Here is an 18,820-nt window from a genome sequence, read left to right on the forward strand (position 1 = left end):
AAAACCAGAACTATTGATTAGCAACATGGTATGCAATTAATCCATCAATTGGTCTTCTTAGAACATTACCTAATTGAAGTTCATATTTATCAAATGTTTCTTGTAATTCGTCTTTTAAATAAAAAGCGATAGAGCCTACAAAATGCACAGGCACCTCTTTACAATTATCATATTGCTTGATATAATTTTTAACGAAAGATTTCATTCCTTTAAAAATGATTTTTCTACAGAAATCAGTGTCTTTATGTTTGATTAAGAACTTCGCAAAAGTCGCTAAATACGCGTTTGGATTTGGTTCTTTATATAGTTTATTTTTAATAAAATCAGGATCTAAATCATATTCTTTTTCAAATTCAACAGCTAATTCTTTAGGCATTTTATTGAAGTAATACTTTCTGATTAATTCTTTTCCAAAAACATTTCCACTACAATCATCCATAGCTATATAACCCAATGACTGAACTTTTTGATGCAATACTTTTCCATCAAAATAACTGCAGTTAGAACCTGTTCCAAGAATACTTACAATTGCTTCTTCTCCCTTTGGAGTTGTAGCATACACGGCTGCATAAGTATCTTCATGAACTTCTACAATTGCGTTAACAAAATACTCCTGAAAGATTTGAGTCAATGCAATTTTCATTCTGTCAGTACCACATCCTGCTCCGTAGAAGAATAAATGTGAGGCATTTTTTTTATTTTGTAAAATATCAAAACGATCGTTTAATCTTTCAATAATTTCCGGACCGTCAAGAATTTCAGGATTTAATCCCAAAGTTTGTGTCGTGAATAATACTTTTCCATTATCATCAATTGCAATCCAATCGGCTTTCGTAGACCCACTATCAACTATTAATTTCATTTTTTTTTTGTTTTTGGATTAGTTTTTCTTCAACAAATTAAAAAGTGTGTTTTTTACATTAATCAAAGACGAAACAAAATAAGAAAATCCCGTTACTAATTAAATAACGGGATTTTGCAAAAATATATAATATTATTTTAAACCTGCGATATGCACAGATAAATCGATCAATTTACTTGAGTATCCGTACTCATTATCGTACCAAGATACTAATTTGAAGAAAGTTGAGTTCAATCCAATACCTGCAGTAGCATCAATGATTGAAGTTCTTTTGTCAGAAATAAAATCCTGAGAAACAACTGCATCTTCAGTATATCCTAAGATACCTTTCATTGTAGTTTCAGAAGCATTTTTCAAAACAGCCATAATTTCTTCGTAAGAAGTCTCTTTAGCTACTTTTACAGTTAAATCTACTGTAGAAACGTCAGCTGTAGGAACACGGAAAGCCATACCAGTTAATTTTCCATTCAATTCCGGAATAACTTTTCCAACCGCTTTTGCAGCACCTGTAGATGATGGAATGATATTTATGCTTGCAGCACGTCCACCTCTCCAGTCTTTTCTAGAAGGACCGTCAGCTGTCATTTGAGTTGAAGTTGTAGCGTGAACAGTTGTCATTAAAGCTTCTACAATTCCGAAGTTATCGTGAATAACTTTAGCTAAAGGAGCTAAACAGTTTGTAGTACAAGAAGCGTTAGAAACTACTAAATCAGTAGCTTTTGCAGTCTCGTGGTTTACTCCCATTACAAACATTGGAGCATCTGCAGATGGAGCAGAAATGATTACTTTTTTAGCACCACCTTTAATGTGCTCATTTGCAGTTTCGATAGTTGTGAAAATACCAGTACATTCAGCAACTACATCAACATCAACTTCATTCCATTTTAAGTCAGCTGGATTTCTTTCTGCAGTAATACGGATATTTCTTCCGTTTACATAAAGTTTTCCTTCTTTTACTTCTACAGTCCCGTTGAAACGACCGTGAACTGAATCATATTTTAATAAGTAAGCTAAGTGATCAACATCTAATAAATCGTTGATCGCAACTACTTCTACATTATCTCTATTGAAAGTTTCTCTAAAAACGATTCTTCCGATACGTCCGAATCCGTTTATTCCTAATTTTACTTTTGACATTTTACTTAATTTTTGCTTTTGTTTTTATTACACTAATTTAAAAGTCTAATTTCCTCACAATAAACTTCTTTCCTTTTTTAAACTTTTTATTTATTTTTATGTTGACATGATGTCAGACACTCTTAATAATTCTCTATCAATTTCAGATTTACCTTTAATTGCTTGTTCTAAAGGTGTTAAAGTCACTTTGTCCTCACGAAGTCCAACCATATAGTTCGATTTTCCTTCTAATAAAGACTCTACCGCTTTTACTCCTAAACGGCTTGCCAAAACACGATCAAAACAAGATGGAGAACCACCACGCTGCATGTGTCCCAATACAGAAACTCTTACATCGTATTCAGGTAAATTAGCTTCAACATAATCTTTTAATTCGAAAACGTTTTTACCAATTTTATCCCCTTCGGCAATAACAACTATACTTGATGATTTTCCTGAAGCTTTACTTTTTTGAAGAGAGTCTAGCAATCTGTCTAAACCTAAATCTTCTTCAGGAATAAGGATTTCTTCAGCACCAGCTCCAATACCTGCATTAAGAGCAATATGCCCTGCATCTCTACCCATAACCTCTACAAAAAACAGACGATTATGTGAACTTGCAGTATCTCTAATTTTATCAATACAATCTACTACGGTATTTAAAGCTGTATCATAACCCAAAGTATGAGTTGTACCAAAAATATCGTTATCAATTGTACCTGGAATCCCCATTACAGGAAAACCATATTCTGAATTAAAAATTAAACCTCCGGTAAAACTTCCGTCTCCTCCAATAACAACTAATGCATCTACACCAGCCTTCACAAGATTTTCGTGAGCTTTCTTTCTACCTTCTGGGGTTCTAAACTCAAGAGAACGAGCCGATTTTAAGATCGTCCCACCTTTGTTTACAATATTATTTACGCTTCGAGGTCCCATTTCCTTGAAATCTCCTTCGATCATTCCCTGATACCCTCTATAAATCCCTATGCATTCTATATTATGATAAGCACATGTTCGAACAACTGCTCGTATTGCGGCATTCATTCCAGGTGAATCTCCTCCTGAGGTTAGAACACCAACTTTTTTTATTGTTTTTGGCATTATTTAAGTATTAAAGTGTAAAATTAGCAAACATTCACCACTTTTCGGGTTATGATTGTAATAAATTAATAAAATATGTTAAATTCAAACGTTTTCGTTAATAAGTTTTTTGATATGAAAAAATTCATTTAAAATAATAAAAGCACCTTATTTTAATTAAATCCTTAAAATTAACAATACATAAATGAAGTGTTATAAAAATATGCAACTGCTTGATTTGGCAAAAAAAAAAAAAAAAAATGGAACATCTAAAATTAGCATAAAAAAACCATTCGTTGCAGCGAATGGTTTTATAATTGTACTTTTTTAACAAAAGCTTAAAAATCGTCATTGTCCGGAATTAATCCCTGATTATTATTTTGAGGCTGTGGTGGTTTCTCTTCTTCTTTTTTATCATTCTTCTTTTTATCCTTTGCGGTATCTTTTTTACTAGAGAAATTTATATAATCAGGATTCAGGTTAGAATCTTGTAAATCATCAGGAGAACCTTTTAATGTTCTTTCAAGCTTATGGCTTTTAAACAGTTTATTTACCAATTCACTAAAAGTATCAAAATCGACTTCATATGAAATACCGACACCTTGCGTATAACCAATTCCTTGTCCTATATAATTAATATCATTTTCTTTATTAAATAAACGAAGGTTCATAGATCCATCTTCATTTACTCTGTAAAGTATTTCAATATCTCCTACAATCGCAGATTCATTCACTCCTCCAACCGGAACTCCAACTTTTCCGTTAATGGAGATTTTCTCATTAATCTGTGATGAAATATTGGCCACGAACTGACCATCTGCTTCCTGACCAATTCTCTTGTCTGCAGAAATAAAATTCAGATCGATATTAAACTTATCATTGTCCGATTTTATAATTCCGCCTAATAGACTGGCTGCAGTTTCTGCAAATGTTCCAGACAAATCACTTTGATTAAATCCGTCCGGACTCATAAATGAACCTGTGGACAGCAAGTACAAAGCCTGAGTTTGTCGAACATCTTTATCGTCCAATTTATATTGTATCTCTGATTTTAAAACACTGCTTACAGATGGAAACTGAATATCAAAATTAGGTTCCGGACTAGCTAAATCTCCCCTCAAACCAATAACAACTTCAACTGGAACTTTTTTATTGAAAGAAGAATTTTCTAAAAGTACAGCTGGATTTGCTGCCGTTCTATATACAGCTTCCAAATTCAACTGGGCTTTCATAGGATTTCCTTCCCAAATGATAGACCCTCCTTTTTTAACCGCAAACTTTTTATCAATTAAACCTCCATATTTAAAATTATAGGTTCCTTCATATGCCTGGAAATCTCCCCACATATTAAACTTACCAAGTGTATTAATTTTAAATAACAATGATCCGTATCCTTTTCCTTTCATTCCATGACCTGAATTTCGATCCAGAATAACTTCAACTTCGGCGTCTGGTGTAATATCAAAATCAAATTCTAACTCAAGACCTCCATAGTTTCTGGTTTTCTCAACAATACCATTCGCTAAGTTGTATTTTTCTTTTGGAGTTACAAAATGTATCCAGCTGCTTTCACCAACACTTTGTACATTATTAATAGGGATTTTAACCTCGGTACCTTTTTCTGATTTAGCTGCTACTTTAATAAACAGGCTTTCTGTTGGTCCTTTTATACTCGCTGTTCCGTTAATAAAGGCCGTACCAAAATAAGCTGCATCGTCGCTATCTTTAGTGTCAAGTGCCAATAATCGTTTTGAAGTAATAGTTAGATCTAATTTCCAATCACCAAAATTATGATGCTCAATAGCGCCATTCAGCAGCCCTTTTGTTCCGTATTTAGTATCTGTTAATTGATTATTTCTAAACAAGAACTTTTCATCTGTAAGATCAATAACAGTGCGATCACTTAATTCGTAATCTGTATTCAGATATGGAATAGTCATCCCTGCTTTCTCAACATACAACCTTCCGTTTATTTCAGGTTTTTTAATATTCCCAACAACAGCTGCATTTCCAGAAACAGAACCACGGACATTAGACAAAACATCTTTACCAACTTTTCCTAACGTTGCCAAATTAAACCCTTCCAGTTTAAGTTTTAAATCCAATATAGTTTCTTTATTTTCAATGGCAAAATTTCCGCTGGCATTGAATGATTCTGTAAAACCATTATGAATCGATGAGTTTATAGTAAATCTTCTCAGATTCTCATCTCCTGAAATATCAAAATCTAAAGTTCCTAATTCCGTATTATTTAAATTAAGATGATCTATCTGTATAGATGCTGTGGGTTGATAAACATCTTTATTCTGTTTAAAATTGACATTTCCGTTTAAATTTCCATTAAATACAAATTTGGAATTTAAAGGTGTTATTTTATTAATATCGACATCTTCAAAATTCAGCACAATATCTTTATAATCAGTACCACGCAAAACTCCATTCAAATCAATTTTTTGATCCTCATGACTTAGCACAATATTATCAATCGTAAAGTTTTTAAAGTTTTTATCAAAAACAATCTGATTATCTTCTCCTTCTTCTTCATTTAAGTACCACAAGTAGTCCTTAAATTTCATTTCAGATTTTTTTATACCGACTACGTTATTTTTATTTTTATCTATAGTGTGAAATAAATCAAGATTAAAATAATCTTCCCCTTTTTCTCCTCCTTTAAATTCTGAACGAACAAACAAAGTATCTTTTGACGTTACATTGATCAAATTAAAATCACGTATTTTATAATAGGGTGTTTTAATACTGTCTAACTCGATAAAGGCATTATAAAGCGGATTCTTATTATCTATACTTATTCGGACATTATCGAATGTGTTTTTTGCAGCAGTAATTTTTTGCGAGTTAAATCTAAACTTAAATTCATTTAAATCAGCATCAATTTTTCCACGCACCACAGTAGAAGAGTCTACATTTACTTCAGGATATAACATCTCAACAACCTTATCATAAACATGGAAATTGAAACGCAAAAATTGTCCTTTTTTAACTTTATAAGGTTTGTAATTGGTATAAAGGCTTCCAACGGAATTCATTACCAATTTACCTAATTGTGCAAATTGGAATTTACCCACAATTTTACCATCAACAATATCTGTAGAATTAACAGTTATAGTTCTCAACCTGTCTTCATCAAAACTTGAATTGATTGTTAGTTCGTCAAATTCATAAGTTGCTTTTGGATTTTGATAAATAGCATCTTTTATATAAATATTTCCGTGTAGATTTTCAATTGAATTTCCTGAAACCTGAACAACTGCATCGCCGGTAAAATGTGAAATAGAATCGTTTATGAATTTAAGTTTGCGTAAATCAGCATTCTCCACATTAATATGGAAATCATATTTGTTCTCACGCGTACTTAAATCGACTAAACCATCAAATGTTAGAGATAAGTTAGGATCATTTACAGAAATTTGTCCTTTGTAGTAAGGCAGTTTAAAATTTCCATTTACTACTATATTATTATAGGTGTATTTATTGTAATCTAATTTTATAATATCACCTTTTATAATGGTGTTAAGATATTTCTCGGTAAAACCAATTCCATCAACATCTAAATTTAAGGTCGTTCTGCCAAGATCTTTTCGCTCAAGTAAAGTTCCGACATCAAAATTTTCCAAAACAATATTTCCTGAATAAGATGCCTTATCAATAAAATCCATATTGTTTAAATGCAGATCAACATTACCACCACCTAAATCGGTAACCATTTTAAAATTAGCCTCCAGTGCAGTTGTAGAAACTTTGGCCTTTCCTATAATTGTAAATTTCCCAATCCTTTTAAGCTCTTGTGGAAGTCTTTTGCCTAATACAATCGGCAGTAAAGCCACCATATTATCATAACTGGAAACCAGTCTGTCAAATTTTCCATCCATTGAGAATTTTTGCTCTTTGGTCCCTAGGAGGCTTTTAAAATTTATGTTACCAATAATTCTTGAACCATTAGTATCCGTAAGCCTTAAGCCCTTTAAATTAAGATTATTAAGGGGGCCTTTTAATTTTGTTTTAAGCTTAAAATGCTGATTTTTACCTAATCCATCATAAAAATAACGGATATCATTTGTTGCAATTGAGGAGGAATCAATTCTAACATCAAACTTTACTTTATCAGTAAAATTTAAAAAATCTTCTACTTTATAATTTAAAATTGCCTGACCGTAAATAGAGGATCTCTTCGTTTTTATGGCAAGATTTTCAACTTTGATTTGCTTTTTGGTATAACTAAACTTCCCTGCAAAATTAGACACATAAAGACCACGGTGATCCAAAAATGAGAAACGATGAATTGTCGTATTTACATCAGGCCCATACAATTTAAAATCACTGATATACGCATTAAGTTTTGTGAACGACAAAAATTTAGGTGTCTTTTTATTTTCATCAACTACAGAAAAAATCCCCTTTGAAATATAGGCGTTTTTAGCCGTCAGTAAAAAATGTTTGTTTGTTTTTGATGGCTTATCAGAATCAAAAAGTCGTATAAACTTATTGATATTGTTTTCGTTTTCGTTTTTGTACGTTTTCAGATTAAAAATCAAACCTGTTAAACGCAAATCGCCAAAAATCAAATCACCATCCAGCAATCTTTTGACACTTAAAATGTCTGTAGAAATAATATCAGAGTAGATTAAAACTTTTTTGTGATGGTCATAAATCAAAACTTTTTTAAGTTTTACACCTCCAAAAATGTTTATTGCAACCTTATCAACATGAATATCTGTTTTAAAATCTTCATTCAGGGAACTGGTTACATATTGTGCAATTTCAGTCTGAACTACAGGCAAAGACAGCGTTATAGCAAGTGCTAACAAAAGTAAAATTAACCCAATTAGGGTTCTTGATATTATTTTCTTTACTTTTTTGATAGCTTCTTAATTTTAGTTTTCTTTTAAATTCACTTTGAACAGACAAAGAGCGACTGTTTTTGATAAAAATTCTTTAATTTTGGCTTCTCCTTACAATCAAAGAAAATTAAAAATTTGATTTGTCAAATATAATCCAAAATTCGTGCCTTTATATGCAAAATTCAGAGGTTTTTATTCTTGCCATCGAAAGTTCTTGCGATGATACTGCTGCTGCAGTTCTACATAACGATAAAGTACTCTCAAATGTTGTGGCCAATCAGCTTATTCACAACCAATATGGCGGTGTTGTACCTGAGTTAGCCTCAAGAGCTCATCAGCAAAATATTGTTCCTGTAATTGATGCTGCACTACGCAAAGCAAATGTACAAAAAGAACAATTAACAGCCATTGCATTTACGCAAGGACCTGGTTTAATGGGATCTTTATTAGTGGGAAGTTCATTCAGTAAATCACTATCATTAGCATTACAAATTCCGTTAATTGCTGTCAATCATATGCATGCTCACATTTTAGCACACTTTATTGATGAGGAAGGATTTGACAAACCTGAATTTCCATTTTTAGCGCTGACAATTAGCGGAGGTCACACGCAGATTGTAAAGGTAAATGGCTTTTTTGACATGGAAATTATTGGCGAAACCACTGATGATGCCGTTGGAGAAGCTTTTGATAAAAGTGCCAAAATTCTTGGCCTTCCCTATCCAGGCGGTCCGTTAATTGATAAGTATGCCAAAGAAGGAAACCCAAAAGCTTTTACTTTTACCAAGCCAAAAGTACCCGGATTAGATTTTAGTTTCTCCGGATTAAAAACGGCTATTTTATATTTTATTCAGAAGAAAAAATTAGAAAACCCAAATTTCATTGAAGAAAACCTGAATGATATTTGTGCTTCTATTCAATATACTATTATCGAAATTTTGATGGATAAATTGAAATTAGCGGTAAAAGAAACCGGAATAAAACAAATTGCAATTGGTGGCGGTGTTTCTGCAAATTCAGGAATTCGAACCCGATTAAAAGAAAGTGAAAGCAAATACGGATGGAAAACTTTTGTTCCGAAATTTGAATACACTACAGATAATGCTGCAATGATTGGAATTGTCGGTTATCAAAAATATTTATCAAATCGTTTTGAAACTCAGGCTGTAGTTTCAAAAGCACGAATTCAATTTTAATTATGCAATTATTTTACAATCCTGATATAGACGAAACGACCGAAACTTTTTCTTTTGACAAAGAAGAAAGCCGACATATCATCAAGGTTTTACGAAAAAAAGACTCCGATATTTTACATGTCACAAATGGTTTAGGTTTATTGTTTGAAACTGAAATTACATTGGCTTCTGATAATAAATGTATAGTTGAAGTGCTGTCGATAAAAAAGTCTCCGGAACCAAAATTCCGTTTGCATTTAGCCGTGGCTCCAACCAAAATGAATGATCGTTTTGAATGGTTTTTAGAAAAAGCCACAGAAATAGGTATTCAGGAAATCACTCCTGTTTTTTGTGATCGATCAGAAAGGAAAGTGGTTAATCTAGAGCGTTTTGAAAAAATAATTCTATCGGCAATGAAACAATCAAATGAAACGTATCTGCCAAAATTAAATGAAGCAATTTCATTTAAGGAATTCATCAAACAAAAGAATGAAGGCTTACAATTAATCGCGCATTGTGAGGAAACGGATAAAAAATCGTTGAAAGAAGTTTTGAAACCAAATGAAAATGTAACGATTTTGATTGGACCAGAAGGTGATTTTTCAGATAAGGAAATTGCATTGGCTTTAGAGAATGATTTCCTGCCGGTTATGCTGGGAAATACTCGTTTACGTACTGAAACTGCTGCTGTTGTAGCTTGCCATAGTGTTGTTTTTTTTAATGAAACTCCAAATTAACTGATCTAAAATTGGTATGAAAAAAATATTCTTTTTGTTTTTATTGGTATCTATTCCTTCCTTTTCACAAGAAATTGCCTTATTAAAATATAGCGGCGGCGGCGATTGGTATGCAAATCCAACTTCGTTACCAAACCTTATTAGATTTTGCAATTCGAATATTAATACGAGAATAAAAGCAAAACCATCAACAGTTGAACCAAGTAATCCGGATTTACTCTCCTATCCTTTTGTACACATGACCGGACACGGGAATGTTGTTTTTAGCGATGCTGATGTGACAAATCTTAGAAATTACCTGACTGCCGGAGGATTTCTTCATATTGATGACAATTACGGAATGGATCAATATATTCGAAAAGAAATCAAAAAAATATTCCCAAATAACAGTTTAGTAGAAATTCCGGCAAATCATCCTATTTTTCAGAAACCTTTTCCATTTCCAAACGGATTACCAAAAATTCACGAACATGACGGAACACGTCCTCAGGCATTTGGAATTTTCGTTGAAAACAAACTGGTTTTACTCTATACATACGAATGCGATTTAGGGGACGGCTGGGAAGATCCTGAAGTACATAATGACCCTGCTACTGTTCGCGATAAAGCCTTAAAAATGGGCGCGAATATCATCAACTATATTTTTACTAATTAATTCTAAGAAAGTGCAGCTTACTCACGAAGAAAATCAATTTGAGAGAAAAACATTTCCAATAACACTGGTTTGTGACAATATTTACTTTCAGCAAAACATTGGTTCCCTATTTAGAATAAGTGAGGCTTTTGGTGTAGAGCATATTATTTTCTTAGGAAAAGACATTCCGTTAACACCTCGAAAAATCAATAAAACATCAAGAAGCACTCATCTTCATGTGCCACATACCATAATCAAAGAAACATCTGATTTAGTTACCTATTTACTACAAAATAAATTTGAAATTATTGCGTTAGAAATTGCAAGTACCAGCAAACCCTTAAAAGAAGTGAATATTCCTGAAAATCAAAAAATTGCACTTTTAATAGGAAGTGAGATTGATGGAATTTCAGATGATCTTTTAAAAATTTCAAATCAAATTGTACACATAAATATGTTTGGTAAGAACAGCAGTATGAACGTAGTACAAGCAGCTAGCATAGCTTTGTACGAATTTACTTCTTAATTAATACTTGTTAATTTTTGTAGGAATCAAGCTGTACGTGGTTTTCTTAAAATTCTCACAAAAAAAATGTTATTAAAATTTGGTTAAATATCTATTTTGTTATAAAATTGTCAAATCATTAACCAAATGTATTTTTTTATAACAAAAAACCAAACTATTATGAAAAGAATTTTTATTACCGCATTTACAGCATTAGTGCTGTTCTCTTGTCAAAATGAACAAACAGAATCGTCTGATTCAGCTGCAACCGCTGCCGCTCACCGTGGTTGTGCAACCCAGGAAGTTTTAGAAGCGCAGTTAAAAGAAGACCCAACATTGGCTATTAGAATGAATGAAATCGAAGCTTTTACAAGCAATAGATTATTAACAAACCGTTTAGTAAATGGCAAAGTTGAAATACCAGTTGTAGTAAATGTATTGTACAAGACTGCTGCTGAAAACATTTCAGATGCTCAGATTCAATCACAAATTGATGTTTTAAATGCTGACTTTAATGCGTTAAATTCAGATTACAATGATGTACCAGCTCTATTTTCAGGTGTTAAAGCAAACGTTGGTATTACATTTGTCCTAGAAAAAATCAACAGAAAATCAACTACCAAAACTTCATGGGGTACAAGAGATGCTATGAAGAAAACCAAACAAGGTGGTTTAGATCCTACTTCACCAACTACAAAACTTAACTTATGGGCTTGTACTATTGGTGGTGGTATTTTAGGATATGCACAATTTCCTGGTGGATCTTCTGCAACTGATGGAGTTGTAATTGACTCTAAATATTTTGGTGTTTCGGGATCTGCAAGTTATCCTTATAACTTAGGAAGAACCGGAACTCACGAAGTTGGTCACTGGATGAATTTACGCCATATTTGGGGAGATGCAAGCTGTGGAAGCGACTTAGTATCTGATACTCCAACACATAACACTGCAAACTATGGTGTACCAGCTTACCCACACTACAGTACTTGTACAGGAACACCTGTAGAAATGACCATGAATTATATGGACTATACAGATGACAGAGGAATGTACATGTTCTCATTGGGTCAAAAAAGCAGAATGGCAGCTATTTTTGCCTCTGGAGGTCCAAGAGCAGCATTTGGAATCTAAAGAAAAAACATACCAAACAAGAAAGCGAGATCTCACCATCTCGCTTTTTTTATTCGCTAAAAATTTAAAAGCTTTTCCTATATTTATAGTCTAAAAATAAATCATGGTAACATCAAAAATCATTTCGAACGGAATTTTAAGAGCTTTAACTACAATCCTGATCGTGGCAGCTATTTTATATTTTTTATATGAAGTACAAACGGTGATTGTCTATTTATGCATTTCATTAATACTATGTCTGATCGCAAATCCTTTGGTTCAATTTTTAAAAAACAAATTAAAGTTTAGCAATTCACTAGCTGCAACCACAACTATTATATTTTTTATTTTACTAATGGTTGGTTTCATTTTGCTGTTTGTCCCGTTAATTATTTCTCAGGCAAACAACTTGTCTCTTTTAGATACCAATCATCTTCAACAGCAATTCTTTGAAACAGAGCGAAGTATAGAAAGCTACTTCAATGTTCAGCATGTTGATCTGAATAAAGTTTTGAAAGAATCAAAAATTACCACTGCTTTTAGTTTTGGCTATTTTACAAGTTTTATAAATTCAATAATGGGTTTTATGGCTGATATGGGAATGGGACTTGTTTCTGTATTTTTTATCACTTTCTTTTTCATCAAAGACCAGGAGAATTTTAAAGCAGGTGCCAAAAGGATTCTTCCCGATTCTAACGAAGATAAAATCTTAAATTCTATTACCAAAATAAACCATTTACTCACCCGCTACTTTATTGGTTTGTTACTTCAATTAACCGTTGTCTTTATTTTATATCTGATCGTCCTAATGATTTTCGGAAATAAAAATGCGTTGGTAATTGCCTTTTTATGTGCCATTTTAAATATTATTCCCTACATCGGGCCAATTATAGGAACTATACTAGCAGCCATATTAACCATGATCAGTTTGATTGGCAGTGATTTTCAATCCGAAATTTTACCAACAACTATATATGTAGTCATTGGTTTTTTATTGGTTCAGGCTATTGACAATAATATCAGTCAGCCTATAATTTCATCAAAAAGTGTAAATTCGCACCCGTTAGAAATATTTTTGGTTACTTTAATTAGTGGAATTACTTTTGGAATTGTTGGGATGGTGATTGCAATTCCGGTATTTACCATGTTAAAAGTAATTTTAAAAGAATTTTTTCCTGACAATAAAATTGTTTCCGTATTAACTGAAAAAATCTAACATTGAATTCTTCCATTTTAAGCAAAAACATTCAGGAATTTATCACTAAAAATACTGGTGCATCCCTTACAAAGCTTGCACTTCAGAAAAATCCTTTTCCAGAAGTAGACTGGATTTTGATACTGAACCAAATAGAAGCCAAAACAAAAGCAAAAGACAAATTACCAACCTGGTTTGCGACCAAAAACATAATATACCCAAGTAAAATATCAGTCGAACAAACCTCATCTGAAAAAACAGCAGCTTATAAAGCTTCTTTGATCTCAGGGGAAACTTTAATTGACCTTACAGGAGGTTTTGGTGTTGATGATTATTATTTTTCGAAAAGATTTGAAAAAATTGCCCATTGCGAAATAAACAAAGACTTATCTGAAATTGTTAGACATAACTTCGAACAATTACAAATAACAAATTGTGATTTTTTTGCTGATGACTCAACGAATGTCTTAATTGAACTGAATCAAAAATGGGATTGGATTTATATTGATCCATCAAGAAGAAATGATGCAAAAGGCAAAGTCTTTATGCTGAAAGACTGTTTGCCAAATGTTCCCGAGTTATTAAATTTTTATTTTGAAAAAACAGACTCTATTTTAATTAAGACCGCTCCATTATTAGATCTATCCGCAGGTTTATCAGAATTACAATTTGTCAAAAAAATTCATATTATTGCTTTGGAAAATGAGGTTAAAGAATTACTCTTCGAAATTCACAATCATTATTCAGGTGAAATAACTATTAAAACCGCTAATATTTTAAAAGACAAAATAGAAACATTCGAATTTATTTTGGGCAGTGATAATGATTTTCCATCGTATGACGTACCTCAAAAATACCTATACGAACCCAATTCAGCTATCATGAAGTCGGGAGGCTTTGACGAAGTAAGTTCTATTTTTAAAATAAATAAACTTCACAAACATTCTCATTTATATACTTCTGAAGAGATAATTACGTTTCCGGGAAGAACTTTTGAGATAGAAAAAGTGATCTCCTACAACAAAAATGAGATGAAAACCGAGCTTTTAAATCAGCAAGCCAATATCACAACCCGAAATTTTCCTGACACGGTAGAAAACATTCGAAAAAAGTGGAAAATAAAAAATGGCGGGAATTTATATTGTTTTTTTACAACAGATAAAAATGATAACAAAATAGTTTTAATTTGCAGAAAAATAACTTAACAATGAAACAACTAATTACACTAACTTTTTTTCTATTAACCTTTACCACATTTGCTCAAAAACCGTGTGAATACAGTGCCAATGTTACTGATTCAATTGGAACCTATAAGATTACAAATGAATGTCTAATCAGTGAAAAAAACTTTGGAAACACGTTTAATTACGTATTCTTTGCATTGGCTCAAACAGATGGTTTGCCAACCCTAAATTTACAATTGATTCAAAAAAGTAAGGACTTTATAAAAGCCAATTGCTTTGATAAAAATTCAAGAGTATTTTTACAATTACAAAATGGCAAAGTTGTGACTTTAATGCATGTTGATCAGGAAAACTGCGGCACCTTAATTCGTGATGACAAAGGTTATGATAATCGCGTAAATACAGGGATCTTTATGTTCCTGAAAGATAATTTTGAGGAACTAAAAAAATCTCCGGTGAACATCATGCGTATTAAATATTTAACCTCCACTGAAGATTATATCGTAAAAAATGAATTAAAGTCTGAGATGAACGGAAAAGTATATAAACCCGATACTTATTTGATGGAAAACATCAGATGTGTGGAATAACTATTCGCAATTCCATTTTTGATTCGAAACTTTATCTTTCAAACCTGTTTTTAAATTATAATGCCACCATTCCGAATCAAATGAATTGAAGCCATTTTTAATCATTACTTTTTTCAGCAACTTTCTGTTCGATTTCACCTCATTTGAAAGTTTAGTATAATTATGACTGGCCTGTATTCCAAAAAAATCAAAAGGAGTTCCCATATCAACTTCTTTTCCATTTTTATCCACTAATGAAATATCAACGGCTCCTCCTCTATTATGGATGGAGCCTTTTTTTGGATCGGCCACATACTCCGGGTTCGACACAATCTCCCACATCTTTTTTTGGATTGATAAGGGTCTGTAACAATCATATAATTTGATCTTATAGCCTTTTTTCTTAAAATCGTTATTGGCTGCAACGAGCGCCTGAACTGTTTTATAACGTAAAAAACATTCAGCGCAATCATAGACTTTTGCTTTCAGAAAATTATCATCCGTTGCATACTTCATATCATAAATAAAATCCTGGCTAAAATCTTTTAGATTTACAAAAACGGTATCGGCAACAGCTTGTTTTGCTTCACTTGTATATACTTCATTCTGAGCATTGGTAACTAATCCTGAAAAAAGAGTAATTAAAAAAAATATAGAGTTAATGTATTTTGACATGACCGACATTTTAGATTGAAAGATTTTCTGAAAAGTAAATATAGGAATAAATAAACCGATTCGAGACCTCCAAAAATCCTTTTAAAGAAGAATAAGCATTATTTTTTTACGCTTTTTCATTACAAGCATCTGACACTTTTTTATTAAATTAGCTAAACAAGACTTATAAATCAATTATTTAATTAAAAATAGATAACTATGAAGAAAGAAACAAGAATGTATTTATTTATAGTTGCTTTGAGTAGTTTAGCATTGATTTCATGCAAAAAAGAAGTTATTAAAAGTATTCCTTCGACAGATTCAACATCGATTAAGATAGACGCCTTAAAATCAGATTCGGCCATAATTAATCCATCAGATACCTTAACTAATTTAGTTGATAAAAGTGTTATTGGAACTCACTTATTAACAGAAAGCACTCTTTCACCAAGATTAAAAAACCTTTTAGGAATTGATTATGATCAAATGGTTAAATATTGGAATACAGAGACCCCATTTACAAAAGAAGGCGATATTTTGCATGCCAGTGGCTGCAAACAACACGATTGCAATACTTATTCTTATGATCTTTATATTGATATAAAAAACAACAAAATCAACGTCTATAAATTCAGTAACTCTAAGCTAACTCTCTTTGCCGAAGATGACTATCGCATCATATTAAAAGATTCTTTATTCCAGGATTTGAATACCAAAAAAATCAATGCAAATATTCCGAAGGAGAAATAGAACGAAATCTTCATATCCAAATACCTAGCACTATAATAAGAAAGATTTGTCTCCCTATCCAACTCCTTCCCATTAAACAAATAAGGACTAGAAAAAGATGAACTATGCTCCTCAAACAAAACCTCCCCAAAAGCAATATATTCCACGTGCTGACTTATGCTTCCGTTTCGGGTTGTAATATACGAAGTACTTCCTAAATGATCGGGAGATTGCGCAGCTTTTTATGAGAACACTTTGGAGAGCTAGGGTTTCCGTTTCCATCGTAAACATATTCTCTTGGAAGAATTTTCCCGGTTTCCGCAATTTTGTTTGGTGCATTAGGATGCAGTTCGTTATCGTAGTTATAATCCAACACATAGCCTTTCTGCTCATTATTTACAGTATGCACTAAATCTTTCTTCGTGATATTGTGCATTTTGTTATAGCTCATATTCAGCTCATAACTCGCTTTGGTATTCATTTCAGGATACAAAAAAAACCTCGCCATTGCTGACGAGGTTTTTGACTTTATTTTTTGTCGATTCTCTTTGCGCCACACGAAAGGATTCGTGCGGGAGCGGTGGAGGCTTTTTTGTTATTTGATTATCAAAATAGGAAGATAGTATCTCTCAAATTTACTGCAAATATTTATAAACTTATCTGATTCTACGGGTTCTATCCATCCAAATTGTCGATTTTGCAGACCTTTAGAATTAGCATCTAACGAGATTTCGCTTTCAAAAATTAAACCATCATCAGAACATATATAAATTTTACTTTCAATCGTTGAAGCATCACCCCCAGTATATTTAAATTTACAATTCATCAATTCATCAATAACATCAACATTACTAGATATTAAGACTTTGGATTTATTTATTTTTGGAGATAAATATTCTAATTCTTCATAATTTAAGATGATATATGCCTTATAATTTTTACCCTCATTTTTTATTATCTTTTTTAGGTTAAAAATATCGTTTACAGAAAAATTAAATTCCTCTGTATTTTTAACTTCTCCTAATGGAATAACTATTGGACTATAAATGCAATATGCAACACCCAATATAATTAATGTAATAATAATTTTCTTAATCATTTTTCTCTCCTTTCTTTGTTATCTGAGTTCCATTATTTTTTTTCAAAAGTTCAGTATCTGTTCTTGCCCCTCCTGGAAAATAAGTTCTAACATCTGAACCATTTACTGTTGACGTTGGGTCTACCTTTTCCGCAAATTGATCCACAACACTATCTTCAATTACACCCCCTACAGCTGTTCTGCAAGCGGCTGTCACATTTATCCAAGAACCTTTAGAAAAAGCATTATCATCCAAATCATCTGGTTCAAAATCTTGTCCAAAAATACCACCTGTATATCCTGCATCCATATCGCCTGGCGTTGCGTGTCCTACATAATAAAAACTAGTGATTTTGTCATTTTCTCTCGACTTTCCTCCATTTTTATTATTTACATAATCCACAATGTCATCAGTATCACTCATTACTTTCATTGTTACCCCCGCTTTTTTAGCTAACTTTTCGTATTTAGCTAATTCCGTTTTAGTATATCCATATTTTTGAGAACCATCATTGTAGACTATCCAAGTTACTCCTTCAGATTTTGATTGTCTATGTTTTAACGCTCCTTTTACTCTATCTAAACCATTAATTAAAAAATGTTCTCTACTCTTCATCGTACCACCGTGTTGACCAGAAACAACAATTCCCTCTCTACCGTCTGGATCAATAACATTTAAAGGATTATTAAAACAATAGGCATAAGAACTTATATTTGGATATTTATCAGACTTTGGGTCAACAGATAACCAAAGCGAAGTCTTCATATCCAAATACCTTGCCCCATAATAGCTAAGATTTGTCTCCCTGTCCAATTCCTTCCCATTAAACAAATAAGGAGAAGAAAACGATGATGAATGCTCCTCAAACAAAACCTCCCCAAAAGCAATATACTCCACGTGCTGCGAAATAGAACCGTTTCGGGTTGTAATATACGAAGTACTTCCTAAATGATCAGGGTGAAAATAAAAAATATCATTTTCTGGCATACCAATTCCTGTGAAACCCTCTCCTGCTTTTACTGTTGTAGGTTCTACAGGTGGTCCAAATTGCACCGGTGGTCCGGGAACATCTCCAGGCGCATTGAAAACAGGGTTACGGGGCCATCCTTCCGGCGGTTCCTGATTTTCCTCTACTGGTTTTAATACTTCGCTTGGGTATGGATCGCCTCTAATAAAAAAACTCTCCAAATAATGACGAGTTTTGTCTGCTGTTTTTATTTTTTTATATGACTTTTCTTTTACAAGTAAATATTGTAGTAGGCTTATGTGCAATGTGGTATTACTAACATTTGCTAAGAGATACTAGCTACTACCTTTTTTTTTCATTAT

17 protein-coding genes are annotated in these 18,820 nt (G+C 32.4%); 9 read left to right on the forward strand and 8 right to left on the reverse strand.

Going from position 1 to position 18,820, the window contains the following annotated elements; genetic code table 11:
- Nucleotides 1–10: 10 nt before the first annotated feature.
- The 4 genes from AC3ITQ_RS20240 to AC3ITQ_RS20255 all read right to left on the reverse strand — a co-directional run bounded on the left by AC3ITQ_RS20240 (nucleotide 11) and on the right by AC3ITQ_RS20255 (nucleotide 7,887).
- Nucleotides 11–862, reverse strand: a complete 852-nt coding sequence (locus tag AC3ITQ_RS20240) for an N-acetylglucosamine kinase (RefSeq protein ID WP_072972066.1) — start codon at nucleotides 860–862, stop codon at nucleotides 11–13.
- A gap of 132 nt (nucleotides 863–994) precedes the next feature.
- The gene (gap, locus tag AC3ITQ_RS20245) at nucleotides 995–1,999 is read right to left on the reverse strand and encodes a type I glyceraldehyde-3-phosphate dehydrogenase (RefSeq protein ID WP_026984486.1); all 1,005 of its coding nucleotides are present in this window, start codon (nucleotides 1,997–1,999) and stop codon (nucleotides 995–997) included.
- Between the two features lie 96 nt (nucleotides 2,000–2,095).
- Nucleotides 2,096–3,082, reverse strand: a complete 987-nt coding sequence (gene pfkA / locus AC3ITQ_RS20250; RefSeq protein ID WP_072972069.1) for a 6-phosphofructokinase — start codon at nucleotides 3,080–3,082, stop codon at nucleotides 2,096–2,098.
- 317 nt (nucleotides 3,083–3,399) lie between these two features.
- Nucleotides 3,400–7,887, reverse strand: coding sequence for a translocation/assembly module TamB domain-containing protein (locus AC3ITQ_RS20255; protein WP_489235913.1), 4,488 nt, complete (start codon nucleotides 7,885–7,887; stop codon nucleotides 3,400–3,402).
- A gap of 206 nt (nucleotides 7,888–8,093) precedes the next feature.
- Here AC3ITQ_RS20255 and tsaD point away from each other — a divergent pair, with 206 nt between their 5' ends.
- From tsaD to AC3ITQ_RS20295, 8 genes are all read left to right on the forward strand, one after another.
- On the forward strand, nucleotides 8,094–9,116 hold the full coding sequence (tsaD, locus tag AC3ITQ_RS20260; RefSeq protein WP_489235914.1) for a tRNA (adenosine(37)-N6)-threonylcarbamoyltransferase complex transferase subunit TsaD: 1,023 nt from the start codon (nucleotides 8,094–8,096) through the stop codon (nucleotides 9,114–9,116).
- Between the two features lie 2 nt (nucleotides 9,117–9,118).
- On the forward strand, nucleotides 9,119–9,832 hold the full coding sequence (locus AC3ITQ_RS20265; protein WP_489235915.1) for a 16S rRNA (uracil(1498)-N(3))-methyltransferase: 714 nt from the start codon (nucleotides 9,119–9,121) through the stop codon (nucleotides 9,830–9,832).
- A gap of 16 nt (nucleotides 9,833–9,848) precedes the next feature.
- Complete coding sequence (locus tag AC3ITQ_RS20270) at nucleotides 9,849–10,487, forward strand: DUF4159 domain-containing protein (RefSeq protein ID WP_489235916.1); 639 nt, start codon at nucleotides 9,849–9,851, stop codon at nucleotides 10,485–10,487.
- A gap of 10 nt (nucleotides 10,488–10,497) precedes the next feature.
- Entirely contained in the window at nucleotides 10,498–10,992 is a 495-nt protein-coding gene (locus AC3ITQ_RS20275; protein WP_489235917.1) for a TrmH family RNA methyltransferase, read from the forward strand.
- A 159-nt stretch (nucleotides 10,993–11,151) separates the two neighbouring features.
- Nucleotides 11,152–12,102 carry a zinc metalloprotease gene (locus AC3ITQ_RS20280; protein WP_489235918.1) on the forward strand — a complete coding sequence of 317 codons (951 nt, stop codon included), beginning with the start codon at nucleotides 11,152–11,154 and terminating at the stop codon, nucleotides 12,100–12,102.
- A gap of 103 nt (nucleotides 12,103–12,205) precedes the next feature.
- Nucleotides 12,206–13,297, forward strand: a complete 1,092-nt coding sequence (locus AC3ITQ_RS20285) for an AI-2E family transporter (protein ID WP_489235919.1) — start codon at nucleotides 12,206–12,208, stop codon at nucleotides 13,295–13,297.
- A gap of 2 nt (nucleotides 13,298–13,299) precedes the next feature.
- A complete protein-coding gene (locus AC3ITQ_RS20290; protein WP_489235920.1) occupies nucleotides 13,300–14,481 on the forward strand; it encodes a THUMP-like domain-containing protein in 1,182 nt (393 codons plus the stop codon).
- Between the two features lie 2 nt (nucleotides 14,482–14,483).
- Nucleotides 14,484–15,050, forward strand: coding sequence for a hypothetical protein (locus AC3ITQ_RS20295; RefSeq protein WP_375032813.1), 567 nt, complete (start codon nucleotides 14,484–14,486; stop codon nucleotides 15,048–15,050).
- On the opposite strand, the gene AC3ITQ_RS20300 is transcribed toward AC3ITQ_RS20295, so the two are convergent.
- A complete protein-coding gene (locus tag AC3ITQ_RS20300) occupies nucleotides 15,051–15,704 on the reverse strand; it encodes a M15 family metallopeptidase (RefSeq protein WP_489235921.1) in 654 nt (217 codons plus the stop codon).
- Between the two features lie 198 nt (nucleotides 15,705–15,902).
- Here AC3ITQ_RS20300 and AC3ITQ_RS20305 point away from each other — a divergent pair, with 198 nt between their 5' ends.
- On the forward strand, nucleotides 15,903–16,433 hold the full coding sequence (locus AC3ITQ_RS20305; protein ID WP_489235922.1) for an Ivy family c-type lysozyme inhibitor: 531 nt from the start codon (nucleotides 15,903–15,905) through the stop codon (nucleotides 16,431–16,433).
- Between the two features lie 193 nt (nucleotides 16,434–16,626).
- On the opposite strand, the gene AC3ITQ_RS20310 is transcribed toward AC3ITQ_RS20305, so the two are convergent.
- From AC3ITQ_RS20310 to AC3ITQ_RS20320, 3 genes are all read right to left on the reverse strand, one after another.
- Nucleotides 16,627–16,920 (reverse strand): hypothetical protein, encoded by a 294-nt coding sequence (locus AC3ITQ_RS20310; RefSeq protein WP_489235923.1) that lies wholly within the window; start codon nucleotides 16,918–16,920, stop codon nucleotides 16,627–16,629.
- Nucleotides 16,921–17,007: 87 nt separating this feature from the next.
- The gene (locus tag AC3ITQ_RS20315) at nucleotides 17,008–17,511 is read right to left on the reverse strand and encodes a hypothetical protein (protein WP_489235924.1); all 504 of its coding nucleotides are present in this window, start codon (nucleotides 17,509–17,511) and stop codon (nucleotides 17,008–17,010) included.
- A complete protein-coding gene (locus AC3ITQ_RS20320; protein ID WP_489235925.1) occupies nucleotides 17,504–18,679 on the reverse strand; it encodes an RHS repeat domain-containing protein in 1,176 nt (391 codons plus the stop codon). Before AC3ITQ_RS20320 ends, AC3ITQ_RS20315 begins: the two co-directional genes overlap by 8 nt.
- Nucleotides 18,680–18,820 lie beyond the last annotated feature (141 nt).

The sequence above is a fragment of the Flavobacterium sp. KH_001 genome (assembly GCF_057840745.1).